Raw genomic sequence first — 14,680 nt, forward strand, 5'->3', positions numbered from 1 at the left:
CCGTCAGTAATCCCACTCGAACTTCAGGCCGAGGCGCGTGTCGTTGTTGGTGCCGGTGCCGACACCGGCCTCCGCCTTGAGGTTCTTGGTGATGTCGACCTCGACCTTGGCGCGGCTCTGGGCGTTGCCGGCGCCCACCCCCTGCTCGACACCGACGTAGACGCGGTCGTTGACGTAGCGGCCGGCCTGCACGGCGCCGCCCTTGCCGTCCTCGCCACCGGTGAACTCCAGCCGGTCGACGCCGAGGCCCTTGCGCACCTTGTCGAGCAGGCCGGAGCCGCCACCGATGCCGGCCAGCGCCGCCGCGCTCTGCGCCAGCTGCACCGCCTCCACCGCGCTCAGCGAGCCGGCCGACTTGCCGAACAGCACGCGGGCCAGCACCTCGTCCTGCGGCAGGCCCTGCGGCGAGGTCAGTTCCAGCTTGGGCTGCTTGGCGGTGCCACTGATCTGCACCTGCGCGGTTACTTGGTTGGCGGTGGCCTCGGCCAACAGGTCGAGGCGCGGATCCACCGGCCAGTTGCCGTCGAAGTCGAGGAAACCGCGCTTGAAGGTGAAGGTCTTGGCCAGCAGGTCCAACGTACCCTTCAGCATGCTGAAGCGCCCGGTGACCGACGGCCGGTCGGCGGTGCCGGTGACCTTGAGCCGGCCGCCGAACTCTGCGCTCAGGCCGCGGCCGCGCACGAAGATCCGGTTGTCGGCGGCGACCGTCACGTCCAGGCCGATCTCCGGCCCGGCCGGCGCGGCGGCGGGCGGCGGTTCGGCCGGCACGGAGGCCGGGGTGGCGCGCGCGCCGGGTTTGCGTTTCGGCGGCGCCGTGCGCGAGCTGCCGGCCATCACCGCGTAGTCCTTGGGCGCCGGGGCGCCGCGCCCGATCTCCACGACCTTGAGGTCCACCACGTTGGGCGGCAGGCGGTCGGGAAGCTGCACCTCCGCCTCGTCGATGGTGACGGTGCCGGCGAGCGCGGACTTGGCGAAGGTGCCGGTGAGGGTCAGGTCGGCGCCGACGCTGGCGGTGACCATGTCGATCTGCGCCAGCCGCGCGCCGCGCGTCCGCACCTTGAGGTCGAGCTGCCGTGGCTCACGCGGGGCCGGGCGGATGACGCCCTCGGCCGACAGCGTGCCGCCGCCCGGCGTGCGGCCGGAGAAGGACTGCACGGTGAAGACGTCGCCGCTGCCGACCACGCGCGCCGCGATGTCGGTGATGACGGCGCCCGACGCCCGATTCTCGTAACGGCCGTTGGCGATGGTGACGGTGCCGCCGAGCTGCGGCGCCCCCACCGTGCCGCCGGCCCGTACGTCGAGCGCCAGCGTGCCCGTCGTCCGGTCGCCCGACGCCGCCAGCAGGTCGTTGGCGAGGCTGAGCTGCAGGGTGCCGGTGGCGGTGGCGTCGAGCTTGCCGCGCTCCGGCACCGCCGGCACCAGCGTCTGCGGGTCGAGCACCAGCGGCAGCGTCGCCGTCAGGTTCAGCCGCCCGTCGCCACCGCGCGAGACCATCGCGCCGGTGGCGTTCAGCCGCTCGCCGCGCCAGCGCGCGTCGACGGTGACGTCCAGGCCCGGCACGCCGGCCTGCTGCGTCGCCGCGGCGCGCAGCCCCGCCACCCGCACCGAGACGTCGGCCGAAGGCGCCTTCGGCGTGCCCGACAGGTCGGCGGTGGCGTTGAGCACGCCGTCGAGTTGCAAGGTGGGGTCGAACAGCCGGGCCAGCGCCAGCGGCAGTTGGTCCACCCGCACCGTGCCCTTCATCCGGCTGCCGGTCAGCGCCGCGTCGGCGGTGAGGCGTGCGTTGCCGCTGAGCAGTTGCAGGCCGCTGACCTCGTAGCGGTTCTCGGCCACGTCGACGGACGCCGGCTGCCCAAGGCGCAGTGCCTGACCCGCGGCGCGGGCCTCCAACCGCTCCAATCGGATGCGGTTGACGCCGCGCTCCTGGGCAAAGGTGCCGGCGAGGTCGAGCGTGCCGGGCTCGCGCCCGCCGCCGCCGCTGCCCTGGACCTGGAAGCGCGCCTTGGCGAGCGAGCCGTCGACGGACGCGGTGAGGCCGCTCACCGGCATGCCGGCCAGGGTACTGTCCCGCAGCTCGACACGCGCCTTGCCGGCGGCGGCACCCAGAGCGTCGGCCACGTCACCGGACACGGCGAGGCTCTGCGCCGCCAGCAGTGGCCCGTCGGCGCCCTCGACACGCAGGCCGCTGGCGTCGGCGGTGAGCGTCGCCGCCTGCCTGCCGCCCTTGCCGTCGAGTGCCAGCGCGAAACCCGCCGCACCGTCCAGCCCCATGCCCGCGAGTTCCGACAGGGCGCGCAGTGCCGGCAGGGTGCCCTCCAGCCGGCCGGTGGCGGTCACGGCGTCGAGCGCCACGGCGACGGAGCCCCCCACCCGGTTCGGTCCGCTGACCAGCGCCAGATCCGAGAGCTTCAGCGTGTTGTCGTCCAGCGCGTAGCCGCCGTCGAGCGCCAGCCCGGTCCCGGCGAAGTGTACACGCGCCCGCACCGTGCCGCGCGGCGCCGCGGGCAGGCCGGCGGCGGTGACGGTCAGCTCGGCGTCGCCGAGGCGGCGGCCGTCGAACACCAGCCCGCGGCCGGTGAGGTGCGCCCGGGCTTCCAGCGCGTCGAGCGGACCGCGCGCCGAAAGGTCCAGTGTGGCGCCGCCCTGCACTTGCTTCTCGATCACGGCGCCGACCGGCTCCAGTCGCGGCAGGGCGAGCGTCGCGTCGGCCTCCAGCCGGCCGTCAGCCAGCGCCGCGGTGCCGGTCAGCGTGGTGTCGGCGCCCTCGACGTGCAGGTCGCTGACGGTGACGCGGCCGTCCGGCGCGGTGGCGGCCTTCAGGGTCAGCTGCGCCTCGTCGCCCAGCAGCGCGTCGGCCGGCGTGCCGGTGGAGAAGTTCGCCACCCGGCCGCCGAGGTCGGCGCTCACCGCGCCGTCGCGCACCGCAACCGGGCCTTCGATCACCGCCGCTCCGCCCAGAGGGCGGCCGGCGAGGGCGGAGAGCCTGGACAGGTCGTGCAACGCCACGCGCAGCGCCGCATCGGCCGTCTGCCCCCAGCCGGCGGCGGAGCCGCTCGCCGTTACCGTGCCGGCAGCCGTCGCCAGCGTCAGGCCGTCGAGCCGCAGCCGCCCGCCGTCTGTCTGCACGAGGCCCTTGGCGTCCAAGGCCACCTCGGGTCCCGTGACGGAGGCCAACTTGGGGTCGTCGGCGGCGACGTCGGTGACGCGCACGGCGACGGTGAACGGCAGGTCGGCGGTGGTGCCGTCGGCGGTCAGCGTCACCCGCGCGTCGCGCCAGCGTACCGGTGCCAGGGCGTGCAGGGCGGAGTCCGGCCCGGCCTCGACCTCGGCCCTGAGATTCAGCCGCGGGGACTCCGGGTTGACCGTGCCACTCAGGCGCACGGTGCCGGCGGCAGCAGCGGCGGTGACCGGACGCAGGCTCAGCGTGCGGTCGGGGGCAACCAGCACCTCGGCGGTCAGCGTCGGCGCCGGGCCGACGAGGTCGGCGACGGGGGACGGCAGCAGCCGCGCCACGTCGCCGCGCGCGTCCAGCGTCACCACGTGGCCACCGGGATCGGCCTTCACCGCGGCGTCGGCGGTGAGGTTGACCACGTCGCCCCCGGTGGCGGTCAGGCGCCCCTTCCAGTCGGCCAGCGTGCCCTCGCCGTCCAGCGTCGCCTCGACCGGCGGCAGGCCGGGGATGTTCAACAGGCGGGCGATGACGCCGCCGGCCGGCTCCGACGCCTTGAGGTCGAGGCCGAGGCGCTGGTCGTCCGGCGCGAAGCGGAGCGTCAGCGCGGCGCGGCCGGGGCGGTCGTCGATGCGCGCCACGGCCAGCCGGGCGTCCAGCCCGCCGCCTCCGCCGGCGAGCCGGGCGTCGCCGTCGATGCTCAGCACCGCCGCCTCGCCGAGCAGCGCCTCGCCCAGCCGCAGTTCGCCGACCGACAGGCGGTCCACCGCGACCGACACCGGCAGCCGCGGCAGGCTAGGCTGGGAGGAGCTGGTGGGCTGCGGCTCGCTGGAGGGGGCCGGAGGACGCTCGACGGCGACTTGGGCGGCGGTCAGCGCGGTGACCTCGACGCGACGGTGCAGCAGCGCCCAGGGGTTCAAGGCGACGTGGGCGTCGCGCAACGTCAGCCAGACGCCGTCGCGGTCGGCCATGCGCACCTCGGACAGCGTCAGGTCGAACGGCACGCCGCCGGTGAGGGTACCGAGCCGCAACGAGGAGTCGGGGCCGGAGGCGGCACCCTCGATGGAGGCGACCAGCCAACGCCGGCCGGAGTCCGACTGCAGCCACGCCGCCCCCGCAGCGATAGCGACGACGACCAGCAGCAGCAGGCCGGCAAGCCCGAAAAGCGCGTAACGCAGAACCTTCAAGACCGCATCTTTCCTCTTCCGCCCTAACCCCTCCCCTGCCTCCGGCGGGGGAGGGAGGGACCCGCGGCCCCGCCGCGGGAGGGTGGGGGCAGCGGCGCGCGAGAATCAACGCCTGCCACCCGCGTCGTCGCCCCCACCTTCCCACGCCTGCGGCGCGGGTCCCATCCTCCCCCGCCGGAGGCGGGGGAGGATGTTGCAGGGTGAACACGGGAACGGTCGCCCGGATTCCCGCCGATCCGGAAATGACAAAATTATTCCCGTCAGAACGCCTGCCCCAGGCTGAGGTACAGCTGCCAGCGGGAATCACCGGGCTCCGGGTTCAGCGGCACGCCGACATCCACCCGCAGCGGGCCGAAGTCGGTGTAGTAGCGCAGCCCCAGCCCGGTGCCGACGCGCAGCGGCCCTTGCAGGCCGGGGACGCTGCGGTCGCTGACCGTGCCGGCGTCGAGGAACGGCACGAGGCCGATGGTGTCGGTGATCTTGACGCGCATCTCGACGCCCAGTTCCACCAGCGAGCGCCCGCCGGTCGGGTCGTTGGCGATGTTCCGTGGCCCGGCCTTCTGGAAGCCGTAGCCGCGCACCGAGCCGCCGCCGCCGGCGTAGAAGCGGCGGTCCGGCGGGATGTCGGCCAGCGGCGCGCCGACGATGCTGCCCAGCCCGACCCGCGCCGCCGCCACATAGCGCCCGTCGCCGACGACGTCGTAATAGGCCGAGCCGGTGACGGTGCCCGCCAGGAAGCGACGGGTGGATTCGTTGCCGCCCACCGGAAACCACGGCGTCAGCGTACCGGCGAGGCGATAGCCCCTGGTCGGGTTCAGCAGGTTGTCGGTGCCGTCGTAGGTGGCGCCCAGCGGCACGCCGAGCAGCGACACCTGGTAGGTGCGCTCGGCCGTGCGCACCCGGCCGCGCTCCGACGTCAGGCCGGCGGAGACCTTGAGGGCGTCGCTGATCTCGCGCTCGATCACGGCGGTGAGCAGGCCGGCGACGCGCTCGTAGGCCGGCGGGTTGTCGGTGACCACCGAGAAGTCCAGCACCAGCGACTGCTTCGGCGCCAGGAAGTCCGGCTTGCGGAAGTTCACGCCGAAGCGCAGGTCCGGCAGGTCCAGCTTGCTGGTGCTGCTGCTGTCGCCGGTCAGGCGGCCGACCTCCAGACTGAGGCGCAGCTGCTCCGCCCCGCCGAACAGGTTGCGATGCCCCCAGTAGACGTTGCCGCCCAGCCCGTCGGTGGTCGAGTAGACGACGCCGGCGCCCAGCACGTGCCGCTTGCGCTCGGCGACGCTGACGGTGACCGGCGTCGTGCCGTCGGGGCCCGGCTGGTCGGCCAGCTGCACCCGCACCGTGTCGAAGACGCCGAGCTTGGCGATGTCGGTGCGCGCCCGCTCGATCAGGGCCGGCCGGTAGGGCTCGCCGGGAGTCCAGGGCAGGCGGCCGCGGACCAGGCTCTCATCGACCTGCTCCAATCCCTCGATGCGGGTGCTGCCGAAGTGGGCGAGCGGGCCGGGCTCGACCACGAAGGTGACGTCCATCGTCCGGTCGGAATGGTCGACCACGGCACGGCGGTCGGTCACCTTGGCAAAGGCGTAGCCGCGGCCGGCCAGCGTTTGCACCAGCTTGTTCTGCGCATCCACCACCTGCGGCGCGCGGGCCGGCTCGCCGGGCTTCAGGCTCAACTCGTCGGCGGTGATCGCCGGGCCGGGCAGCGGGGCGCCGCTCCCGGTGCGCACCGTGACCGCCTTGAAGCGGTAGGCGGGGCCGGGCTCGACGGCGATGGACACCCTGGCCGGCTGCACCGACGGATCGACGCGGATCTCCAGCCGCGCGTCGTAGTGCCCGGCGGAGCGCAGCGCCGTCTCCAGCCGGTCGCGGTCGGCGTCGGCGCGCCGCTCCAGCCCGATGACCGAGGGCGGCGGGTCCTCCTTCAGCTCGAACAGCGAGGAGGACTCGCGCAGCAGCGTGCTCAGCGTGTCGTCCCCCTCCAGGCCGGTCAGCTCGACCTCGTAGGGGACCTTGGACACCTCGTCCTGCGCGCGGGCGGCGGATGGCAGCAGCGCGAGGGCGAGAAGCAGGGCGGCGGGGAAGCGGGCGCGGGTCATTCGTCCGGGCTTGAGCGTGGCAGGTTGAACATCCGCAGCCGCGGCCCCGGTTTCAACCCCTTCCCACCTTTGATCTAGGCCCTGTCACCGCACCGTCATGCATCCGCCCTTGCCCCGCGCGTCCGAATCATTATATTGCGGCGCACAGACACACCACCCGGCGGCGCCCACCAGGACAACTTGGCGGGCCGTTTTGTTATGGGCATACCGCCCGCAACGAAGGGCGCCGGCCGACCGAGACCGAACAGACTCATGAATCTCCGCAACGTCGCCATCATCGCCCACGTCGACCACGGCAAGACCACGCTGGTGGATCAGCTGCTCAAGCAGTCGGGCACCTTCCGCGAGAACCAGCAGGTGGCCGAGCGCGCCATGGACTCCAACGACCTGGAGCGCGAGCGCGGCATCACCATCCTGGCCAAGTGCACGTCGGTGCTGTGGAACGACCTGCGCATCAACATCGTCGACACCCCGGGCCACGCCGACTTCGGCGGCGAGGTGGAGCGCATCCTCTCCATGGTGGACGGCGTGGTGCTGCTGTGCGACGCGGCCGAGGGCCCGCTGCCGCAGACCAAGTTCGTGCTGGGCAAGGCGCTGCGCCTCGGCCTGCGCCCGATGGTCGTCGTCAACAAGGTGGACCGCCCCGACGCCCGCGCCCACGAGGTGCACGACGAGGTGTTCGACCTGTTCGCCTCGCTGGACGCCTCCAACGAGCAGCTGGACTTCCCGACGCTGTTCGCCTCGGGCCGCAACGGCTGGGCGACCACGGACCTGGAGAACGGCGCCCGCGACAGCCTGAACCCGCTGTTCGAGCTGATCCGCGACCACGTCCCGCCGCCGCACCACGTCGAGAGCGCGGACGCGCCCTTCTCCATGCTGGCGACCACGCTGGAGGCCAACCCGTACCTGGGCCGCATCCTCACCGGCCGCATCCAGTCGGGCAAGGCGAAGCCGAACATGGCGGTCAAGGCGCTGAGCCGCGACGGCACGCTGATCGAGCAGGGCCGCATCTCCAAGGTGCTGGCCTTCCGCGGCCTGGAGCGCGTGCCGGTCGATGAGGCGGTCGCCGGCGACATCGTCGCCATCGCCGGCCTGTCGGAGGCCAGCGTCGCCGACACCATCTGCGACCCCGCCGTCACCGAGGCGCTGGAGGCCCAGCCCATCGACCCGCCGACCCTGGCGATGACCTTCTCGGTCAACGACAGCCCGCTGGCCGGCCGCGAGGGCGATAAGGTCACCAGCCGCATGATCCGCGACCGCCTGTACCGCGAGGCCGAGGGCAACGTCGCCCTGCACGTCCGCGACACCGAGGGCGGCGACGCCTTCGAGGTGGCCGGCCGCGGCGAGCTGCAGCTGGGCATCCTGATCGAGACCATGCGCCGCGAGGGCTACGAGCTGTCGATCAGCCGGCCGCGCGTGCTGTTCCAGAACGACCCGCTGAACGGCCAGCGCCTGGAGCCGATCGAGGAGGTCGTCGTCGATGTGGACGAGGAGTTCTCGGGCGCCGTCGTCAACAAGCTGGCCGAGCGCAAGGCCGACCTGATCGAGATGCGGCCCAGCGGCGGCGGCAAGACCCGCCTGGTGTTCCACGCGCCGTCGCGCGGCCTGATCGGCTACATCAGCGAGTTCCTGACCGACACCCGCGGCACCGGCATCATGAACCGCCTGTTCCACGGCTACGCCCCCTACAAGGGGACGATCGCGGCGCGGCGCACCGGCGTGCTGATCTCCAACTCCGACGGCACCGCGGTGGCCTACGCGCTGTGGAACCTGGAGGACCGCGGTCCGATGCTGATCGACCCGGGCGTTCCGGTCTATCAGGGCATGATCGTCGGCGAGCACACCCGCGGCAACGACCTCGAGGTCAACGTCATCAAGGGCAAGCAGCTGACCAACATCCGCACGACCAGCAAGGACGAGGCGGTGCGCCTCACCCCGCCGATCCAGATGACGCTGGAGCGCGCGCTGTCCTACATCGCCGACGACGAACTGGTCGAGGTGACGCCGAAGTCGATCCGCCTGCGCAAGCGCTACCTGGACCCGAACGAGCGCAAGCGCCACCAGCGCGCGGCGGCCGAGGGCTGAGCAACGCATCGCAAAGCGCCCTCCCCTCGCGGGGAGGGCGCTTTTTTATTGCTCCAGCACCGGCCCCAGCGTCTCGTCCTCGCGCTTCATCCGTTCCTCCAGCCGCGCCAGAACCGCCCGCGTCTCGGCGCGGAAGGTGGGGAAGCGCGCGGCGATGCTCGTCACGTTCGACCAGGCCTTGAAGTAGTGGTCGCACACCGTGTGCAGGCCGTTCAACTCGTCCTGCAACTCGGCGGCCGCGGCGCGGACGCGCTCGTCCCGGTGCTCGCGCAGCTTCGGGTAGAGGACCCGGTCCTCCAGGATCAGGTGGTCGCTCACCTTCGACGACAGGTCGTTCAGCGCGACCCGGATGTCGAAGGTGCGGCTGGCGGCGTCCTGGGCGCGCAGCAGGGTGGTCAGCGCGCCGATGGCCGCCTGGATCTCGCCGTGCTGGCGGCGATAGGCGTGGTGCGTGGTCATGATACCGCCTCCTCCCGGATTGGTATTGTCGTATGGGCGGACCATCAGCGTATCAGCACCGGCAATCCGCCGAACAGGCGGCAGATCCGCGCACCTCTTTTGGGTAGGGGGCGGCTACGCCCGCCCCCCCGACCGCTTCACCGCGTCCCGCTCGCCCAGGTCGTCGAACTTCTCCTGCACCGGCTTGTCGGCGTCGCCGGCGGCGCGGCCGGTCTTGTCGACCAGTTCGTCCTCGATGCGCTGGGCGGTGCGCGACGGGGCGTCGTCCTTCCGCTTGTCCTCCATGACCTCCTCCTGGGTTTGATGGTCGCTGCCCCATAAACAGCGGCGGTTTGATTTCGGTCAGGGCACAGAAAGCGGTTTCGCGCGTTGATGCGGCGAACGCGCCCGGGATGGAATAGGAGCCCTGCGGCAAGCGTTCATGAGCGGCCATGGTTGCACCGCACCGAAAAGTGTATAAAATGTACGACCGTTTCCCACAGAACCGGTCGACATGACGCAAGCCTTTGGGTTTGCGGCGGATTTCAGCAACCAATGGCGTGCCGGGTTCGGTCCGAGGTCGAAGCGGGTGCGGTCCTGATTTTGTCCGTATCGTCGCGATGGCTTCGGATGGCACTGGACTGCGACCGGAACAACCGAGCTGTGCCGGGCAATTAGGTGCGGGGAACGTCGATACCGATGCGCAAGAGAGCGATTGCGGTCCTGATCCTGGTGATCCTCGGCAACGTCGGGGCCTGGGCGCTGTGGAACCGGCCGGTGGCCGAGCGGTCGTGGGGCGGCGCCATCAATGGCGTCTCCTACACGCCGTTCCACGACCCCAACAAGAGCCCGACCCGCGGCGACCGCGGCAACGCCGACGACATCGACAAGGACATGGCGACCCTCGAGGGCTCGGTGAAGGGGGTGCGCACCTACTCCACCACCGATGGCTCCGAGCAGGTGGCGCCAGTCGCCCGCAAGTACGGCCTGCCCGTCACCGCCGGCGCCTGGATCGCCGGCAAGCCGGAGATCGACGAGCCGGAGATCAACGGCCTGATCAAGCTGGCGCGCGAGAACAACAACGTGCGCCGCGTGCTGGTCGGCAACGAGGCGATCCTGCGCACCGACATCTCGGTCCCGCAGGCGATCGAGCTGGTCAAGCGCGTCAAGAAGAAGGTCGCCGTCCCGGTCTCCATCGCCGAGCCGTGGCACGTCTGGCTGCAGCACCCCGAGTTGGCCGAGGCGGTGGACTTCCTGGCCATCCACCTGCTGCCGTACTGGGAAGGCGTGCCGATCGACGACGCCGTCAACTACGCCATGTTCCGGTACAACGAGCTGAAGACCAAGTACCCGAACAAGCACATCCTGATCTCGGAAATCGGCTGGCCGGCCGACGGCCCGTGGCGCCGTGGCGCCGAGGCGAGCCAGGTCAACCAGGCCAAGTTCATCCGCACATTCCTGAACGTCGCGGCGCAGAACCGGCTCGACTACTTCATCATGGAAGCGTTCGACCAGCCCTGGAAGCGCGAGATCGAAGGCACCGCCGGCACCTCCTGGGGCCTGTGGGACGCGTGGCGCGCGCCGAAGTTCCCGATGGCCGGCGAGGTGCTGGAGGTCAAGAACTGGCCGTACATGTGCGCCACCTCGATCGCCGTGTCGTTCCTGCCGCTGGTGTTCTTCCTCGGCCGCCGGCGCGACCTGAAGGTGGGCGGCCTGCTGTTCTACGGCGCGCTGATCCAGGCGGTCGGCTCGGTCCTGGTGTTCACGGTGACCGCGGCGTCCGCCGCCGGCCTCGCCACCACCACCGAGATCGCCTGGGGCTTCCTGATCTTCTGCCAGCTGGTGCTGCTCTGCGTCATGCTGATCGACGGGCTGGAGCTGACCGAGGTGGTGTGGCAGGAGAGCTTCCGCCGCAAGTTCCAGCCCTGCTCCGCCGCCCCGCTGCCGACCGCGCCCAAGGTCTCGATCCACGTGCCGTGCTACAACGAGCCGCCGCACATGGTGATCGAGACGCTGGACGCCCTGGCCCGCCTCGACTACCCGAATTTCGAGGTGCTGCTGCTCGACAACAACACCAAGGATCCCGAGGTGTGGAAGCCGGTCGAGCAGTACTGCCGGCAGCTCGGCCCGCGCTTCCGCTTCTTCCACCTGGACAACTGGCCGGGCTTCAAGGCCGGCGCCCTGAACTTCGGCCTGACCGTGACGGCGGAGGACGCGCAGCACATCGCCGTTATCGACAGCGACTATCAGGTGCACCCGGACTGGTTGAAGGCGACGATCCCGCACTTCGACCGGCCGGAGGTCGGCTTCGTGCAGTCGCCGCAGGACTACCGGGAGTGGGACGAGGACCTGTTCCAGCGGATGATCAACTGGGAATACGCCGGCTTCTTCCACATCGGCATGATCCAGCGCAACGAGCGCAACGCGATCATCCAGCACGGCACCATGACCATCATCCGCAAGACCGCGCTGGAGGAAACCGGCCGCTGGGGCGAGTGGTGCATCACCGAGGACGCCGACCTCGGCCTGCGCCTGTTCGAGCACGGTTACGAGGCGGTCTACATGCCGGAGAGCTTCGGCAAGGGTCTGGTGCCGGACAGCTTCTCGGCCTACAAGACGCAACGCTTCCGCTGGGCCTACGGCGCCGTGCAGATCCTCAAGCACCACTGGCGCGAGCTGGCGCCGCGCGGCAAGCGTTTGAACGGCGGGCAGAAGTACCACTTCATCACCGGCTGGCTGCCGTGGTTCGCCGATGCCGCGCATATGATCTTCGGCATCGCCGGCATCATCTGGTCGCTGGGTCTGCTGCTGTTCCCCAAGTACTTCGAATTCCCGCCCAACGCCTTCATGATCCCGACGCTGAGCGTCTTCGCCTTCAAGGTGGCGGCCTCGCTGTGGCTCTACGAGGCGCGGGTGAAGTGCGGCTTCTGGGACAAGGTGGGGGCGGCGGTCGCCGGCATGGCACTGACGCACACCGTGGGCCGCGCCATGTGGCTGGGCATGTTCACCTCCGGCCGGCCGTTCGTCCGCACGCCGAAGTGCGAGGACAAGCCGGCGCTGATGGCCGTCTTCCTGATGGCGCAGGAGGAGATCGCGCTGCTGGTCGCGCTGTGGGGCGCGGCGCTGGCCATCGTGCTGGTGTTCGGCCACGAGAACCGCGACGCCTTCATGTGGTCCGGCCTGCTGGTGGTGCAGTCGCTGCCCTATCTGGCGGCGCTGATCACCTCGCTGATCAACGTCTTCCGGGAGTTCCACTTCGGCCACCGCCGGCCGCAGCCGGTCCCGGTCGAGGCGGCGCACTGAGGGCAGCGCGATCTTGCTTTGGAAACGGGCTCCGCGGTGCGGGGCCCGTTTTTTTTGGGGGGAGTATATGACGAGAAGCGGCGCTCACCCACCCCCCGCCGATCTTGACTCCGCCACCTAAGAGCGTAGCCTTTACGTGTGCGGTCGAATCGACCGCCGCTGAAGGACGTGCCCACAATGGGCGATGGATCGGTCGGCTCGTCGAACCACTTCGTGCGCCCCACCGGCGTGGTGGAGCGGGCGGAGTCCGTTACCGACCGCCGCCCCCGGCGCGAGCAGCAGCGCCAGCAGCAGCAGCAGGAAGCCTCCGACCGCCGCCGCAAGGAGCCGCCGAACCCGCGGCGCCGCCGGGTCTACGACCTGCTGTTCGACGAGGTAGACAAGCTCGACAGCCTGAGCGAGCAGCAGCGGGCGCGCGTCAAGGAAAACATCCGCAACCACGTCGTCGGCGCCGCCCCGTCCGTCGAGCCGCCGGCCGCGCCGCCGCCCGAACCGGACGCGCCCCCGCCGCCAGGAGCCGACGCCGGGCACGACGAGACGCACGCGGCCGAACAGCTGCTGGCCGACCCGCAGGCCGAGGTGCCGGTCGACCACGACCGCATCGTCAACGTCGCCGCCCCGGTGCACCCCCACCAGCCACTGACCGAGGCCGAGGAGAACCGCATCCTCGCCGAGCAGCTACGCCTTTGCCTCGCCCAGCACACCGAACGGGCGCGCAAACTGGCGGTGTACCTGCATGTTCTGCTGAGCATGCACCACGGCGTCCGGCCCACCCTGGTGCTGGACATCTGACATCCGAGCGGGCGCGGCGACACGTCATACCTCCGATGCGCGCCCCCCACGCGCTCGCACCTGCGGCACACTTGTGGGCAAACGACAATGAGGACGCGCGGCCCCTCACCCGACAGGGCCGCCATCCCGCGAGGAGGTTCGTCCATGCCCGCCAAGCCTCTCGCCGCGCCCGCGCCCAGCGTCGCACCGGTCGCCGCCGATCTCCCGCCGCCCGCCGAGGGCACCCCCGACGCGTTGCGCCTCTGGCTGTCCACCCGCTTCCACAAGGCCCGCCAGCGCACGGCGGAGCTGGTGGCGCCGCTGGGCGTCGAAGACCTGATGGTCCAGTCGCTGCCCGACGGCGCGCCGGCCAAATGGCATCTGGCGCACACCACCTGGTTCTTCGAGAGCACGGTTCTGGAGCCCTGCGCGCCCGGCTACCGCACCTTCGACCCGGTCTTCCACCAGCTGTTCACCGCGCTCGACGACCGCTTCGGCCAGCACCTGCCCGCCCCCGTGCTGCGCCTGCTGTCGCGCCCCACGGCGGCGGAGATCATGCGCTACCGCGACCACGTCAACGGCGCCGTGCTGCACCTCATTGACCAGGTCCCGGAGGAGCGCCTGGAGAACATCTCCGAGCGCGTCCAGCTCGGCATCGTGCATGAGCGGCGGCACCAGGAGCGCCTGCTCTCCGACGTCAAGCATGCGTTCTGGAGCAACCCGCTGCGCCCGACCTACGAGCCGCCGGCCACCCTGCCCCCGTCGCCGCCGCTGGAGCAGAGATGGGTCGGCCACGCAGGCGGCGTGGTGCAGATCGGCCGCGACGATCCCTCCCCCGGCTTCGACCATGAACGGCCGCGGCACGCCGTGATGCTGCGCCCGTTCGCGCTGGCCGGACGGCCGGTGACCAACGGCGAGTACTTGGCGTTCATGCAGGACGGCGGCTACGCCAAGCCGACCTGCTGGCTGGGCGATGGCTGGGAGGCGGCGCGCGCCGAGGACTGGCAGGCGCCGCTGTACTGGGAATGGCGGGAGGGCGGCTGGCAGGTCTTCACGCTGTACGGCATGCGCGCCCTCGATCTGCACGAGCCGGTCTGCCACGTCAGCTGGTACGAGGCCGACGCCTACGCCCGCTGGGCCGGCAAGCGCCTGCCCGACGAATCCGAATGGGAGGCGGTGGCCGCCGGCAAGGAGTGCATCGGCAACCTGCTGGGCAACGGCCACCGCCATCCGCGCCCCGGCGTCTGCCGCGGCACCGAAGGCCCCTGGCAGATGTTCGGCGACGTCTGGGAATGGACACGCAGCGCCTTCATGCCTTACCCCGGCTACACCCCGGTGGAAAGCGACGGCGCGCAAAGCGGCCGGTTCATGGCCAACCGCATGGTGGTGCGCGGCGGCAGCTGCGTGACGCCGTTCGACTACGCCACGCCGACCACCCGCCACTTCCTGCGCCCGACCACCCGCACCGCCTTCACTGGCATCCGGCTGGCCGAGGACGCGTAGCCGCTGTCAAGCCCTCCCCTGCCTCCGGCGGGGGAGGGTTGGGTAGGGGCAACGAATTCTCGGGGCGGCCGTAGCCCTCCACCCTTCCCGCTTCGCGGGCCCCTTCCCTCCCCCGCCGGGGGCGAGGGAGG

General features: G+C 71.3%; 8 protein-coding genes. 4 read left to right on the forward strand and 4 right to left on the reverse strand.

The genetic code is table 11. From position 1 onward, the window contains the following. Window positions 1-3: 3 nt before the first annotated feature. A complete protein-coding gene (locus TSO221_RS09685; RefSeq protein ID WP_109118280.1) occupies window positions 4-4,356 on the reverse strand; it encodes a translocation/assembly module TamB domain-containing protein in 4,353 nt (1,450 codons plus the stop codon). A 260-nt stretch (window positions 4,357-4,616) separates the two neighbouring features. Next, window positions 4,617-6,449 carry an autotransporter assembly complex family protein gene (locus TSO221_RS09690; RefSeq protein WP_109118281.1) on the reverse strand — a complete coding sequence of 611 codons (1,833 nt, stop codon included), beginning with the start codon at window positions 6,447-6,449 and terminating at the stop codon, window positions 4,617-4,619. A 252-nt stretch (window positions 6,450-6,701) separates the two neighbouring features. On the opposite strand from TSO221_RS09690, the gene typA reads away from it, so the two are divergent. Further along, complete coding sequence (typA, locus tag TSO221_RS09695; protein ID WP_109118282.1) at window positions 6,702-8,534, forward strand: translational GTPase TypA; 1,833 nt, start codon at window positions 6,702-6,704, stop codon at window positions 8,532-8,534. A 45-nt stretch (window positions 8,535-8,579) separates the two neighbouring features. Here typA and TSO221_RS09700 read toward each other — a convergent pair whose 3' ends face one another. Further along, window positions 8,580-8,993 (reverse strand): hemerythrin domain-containing protein, encoded by a 414-nt coding sequence (locus tag TSO221_RS09700; protein ID WP_158284039.1) that lies wholly within the window; start codon window positions 8,991-8,993, stop codon window positions 8,580-8,582. A gap of 114 nt (window positions 8,994-9,107) precedes the next feature. Beyond that, window positions 9,108-9,278, reverse strand: a complete 171-nt coding sequence (locus tag TSO221_RS35910) for a hypothetical protein (RefSeq protein WP_199229427.1) — start codon at window positions 9,276-9,278, stop codon at window positions 9,108-9,110. Window positions 9,279-9,671: 393 nt separating this feature from the next. Here TSO221_RS35910 and TSO221_RS09705 point away from each other — a divergent pair, with 393 nt between their 5' ends. The 3 genes from TSO221_RS09705 (at window position 9,672) to egtB (ending at window position 14,549) form a co-directional block, all read left to right on the forward strand. Next, window positions 9,672-12,275: a glycosyltransferase gene (locus TSO221_RS09705; protein ID WP_109118284.1), complete on the forward strand. Its 2,604-nt coding sequence runs from the start codon at window positions 9,672-9,674 to the stop codon at window positions 12,273-12,275. Window positions 12,276-12,452: 177 nt separating this feature from the next. Continuing rightward, window positions 12,453-13,067: a hypothetical protein gene (locus TSO221_RS09710; RefSeq protein ID WP_109118285.1), complete on the forward strand. Its 615-nt coding sequence runs from the start codon at window positions 12,453-12,455 to the stop codon at window positions 13,065-13,067. Window positions 13,068-13,211: 144 nt separating this feature from the next. Next, window positions 13,212-14,549 carry an ergothioneine biosynthesis protein EgtB gene (gene egtB, locus TSO221_RS09715; RefSeq protein ID WP_109118286.1) on the forward strand — a complete coding sequence of 446 codons (1,338 nt, stop codon included), beginning with the start codon at window positions 13,212-13,214 and terminating at the stop codon, window positions 14,547-14,549. Window positions 14,550-14,680: the final 131 nt, after the last annotated feature.

Origin of the sequence: Azospirillum sp. TSO22-1 (assembly GCF_003116015.1) — a bacterium.
Taxonomy (GTDB): domain Bacteria; phylum Pseudomonadota; class Alphaproteobacteria; order Azospirillales; family Azospirillaceae; genus Azospirillum.

Bases quoted from the DNA above. Each gene is read 5' to 3' on its own strand.
- egtB (WP_109118286.1), top strand. From the start codon at position 13,212: ATGCCCGCCAAGCCTCTCGCCGCGCCCGCGCCCAGCGTCGCACCGGTC.
- TSO221_RS09690 (WP_109118281.1), bottom strand. From the start codon at position 6,449: ATGACCCGCGCCCGCTTCCCCGCCGCCCTGCTTCTCGCCCTCGCGCTG.
- TSO221_RS35910 (WP_199229427.1), bottom strand. From the start codon at position 9,278: ATGGAGGACAAGCGGAAGGACGACGCCCCGTCGCGCACCGCCCAGCGC.
- TSO221_RS09700 (WP_158284039.1), bottom strand. From the start codon at position 8,993: ATGACCACGCACCACGCCTATCGCCGCCAGCACGGCGAGATCCAGGCG.
- TSO221_RS09710 (WP_109118285.1), top strand. From the start codon at position 12,453: ATGGGCGATGGATCGGTCGGCTCGTCGAACCACTTCGTGCGCCCCACC.
- typA (WP_109118282.1), top strand. From the start codon at position 6,702: ATGAATCTCCGCAACGTCGCCATCATCGCCCACGTCGACCACGGCAAG.
- TSO221_RS09705 (WP_109118284.1), top strand. From the start codon at position 9,672: ATGCGCAAGAGAGCGATTGCGGTCCTGATCCTGGTGATCCTCGGCAAC.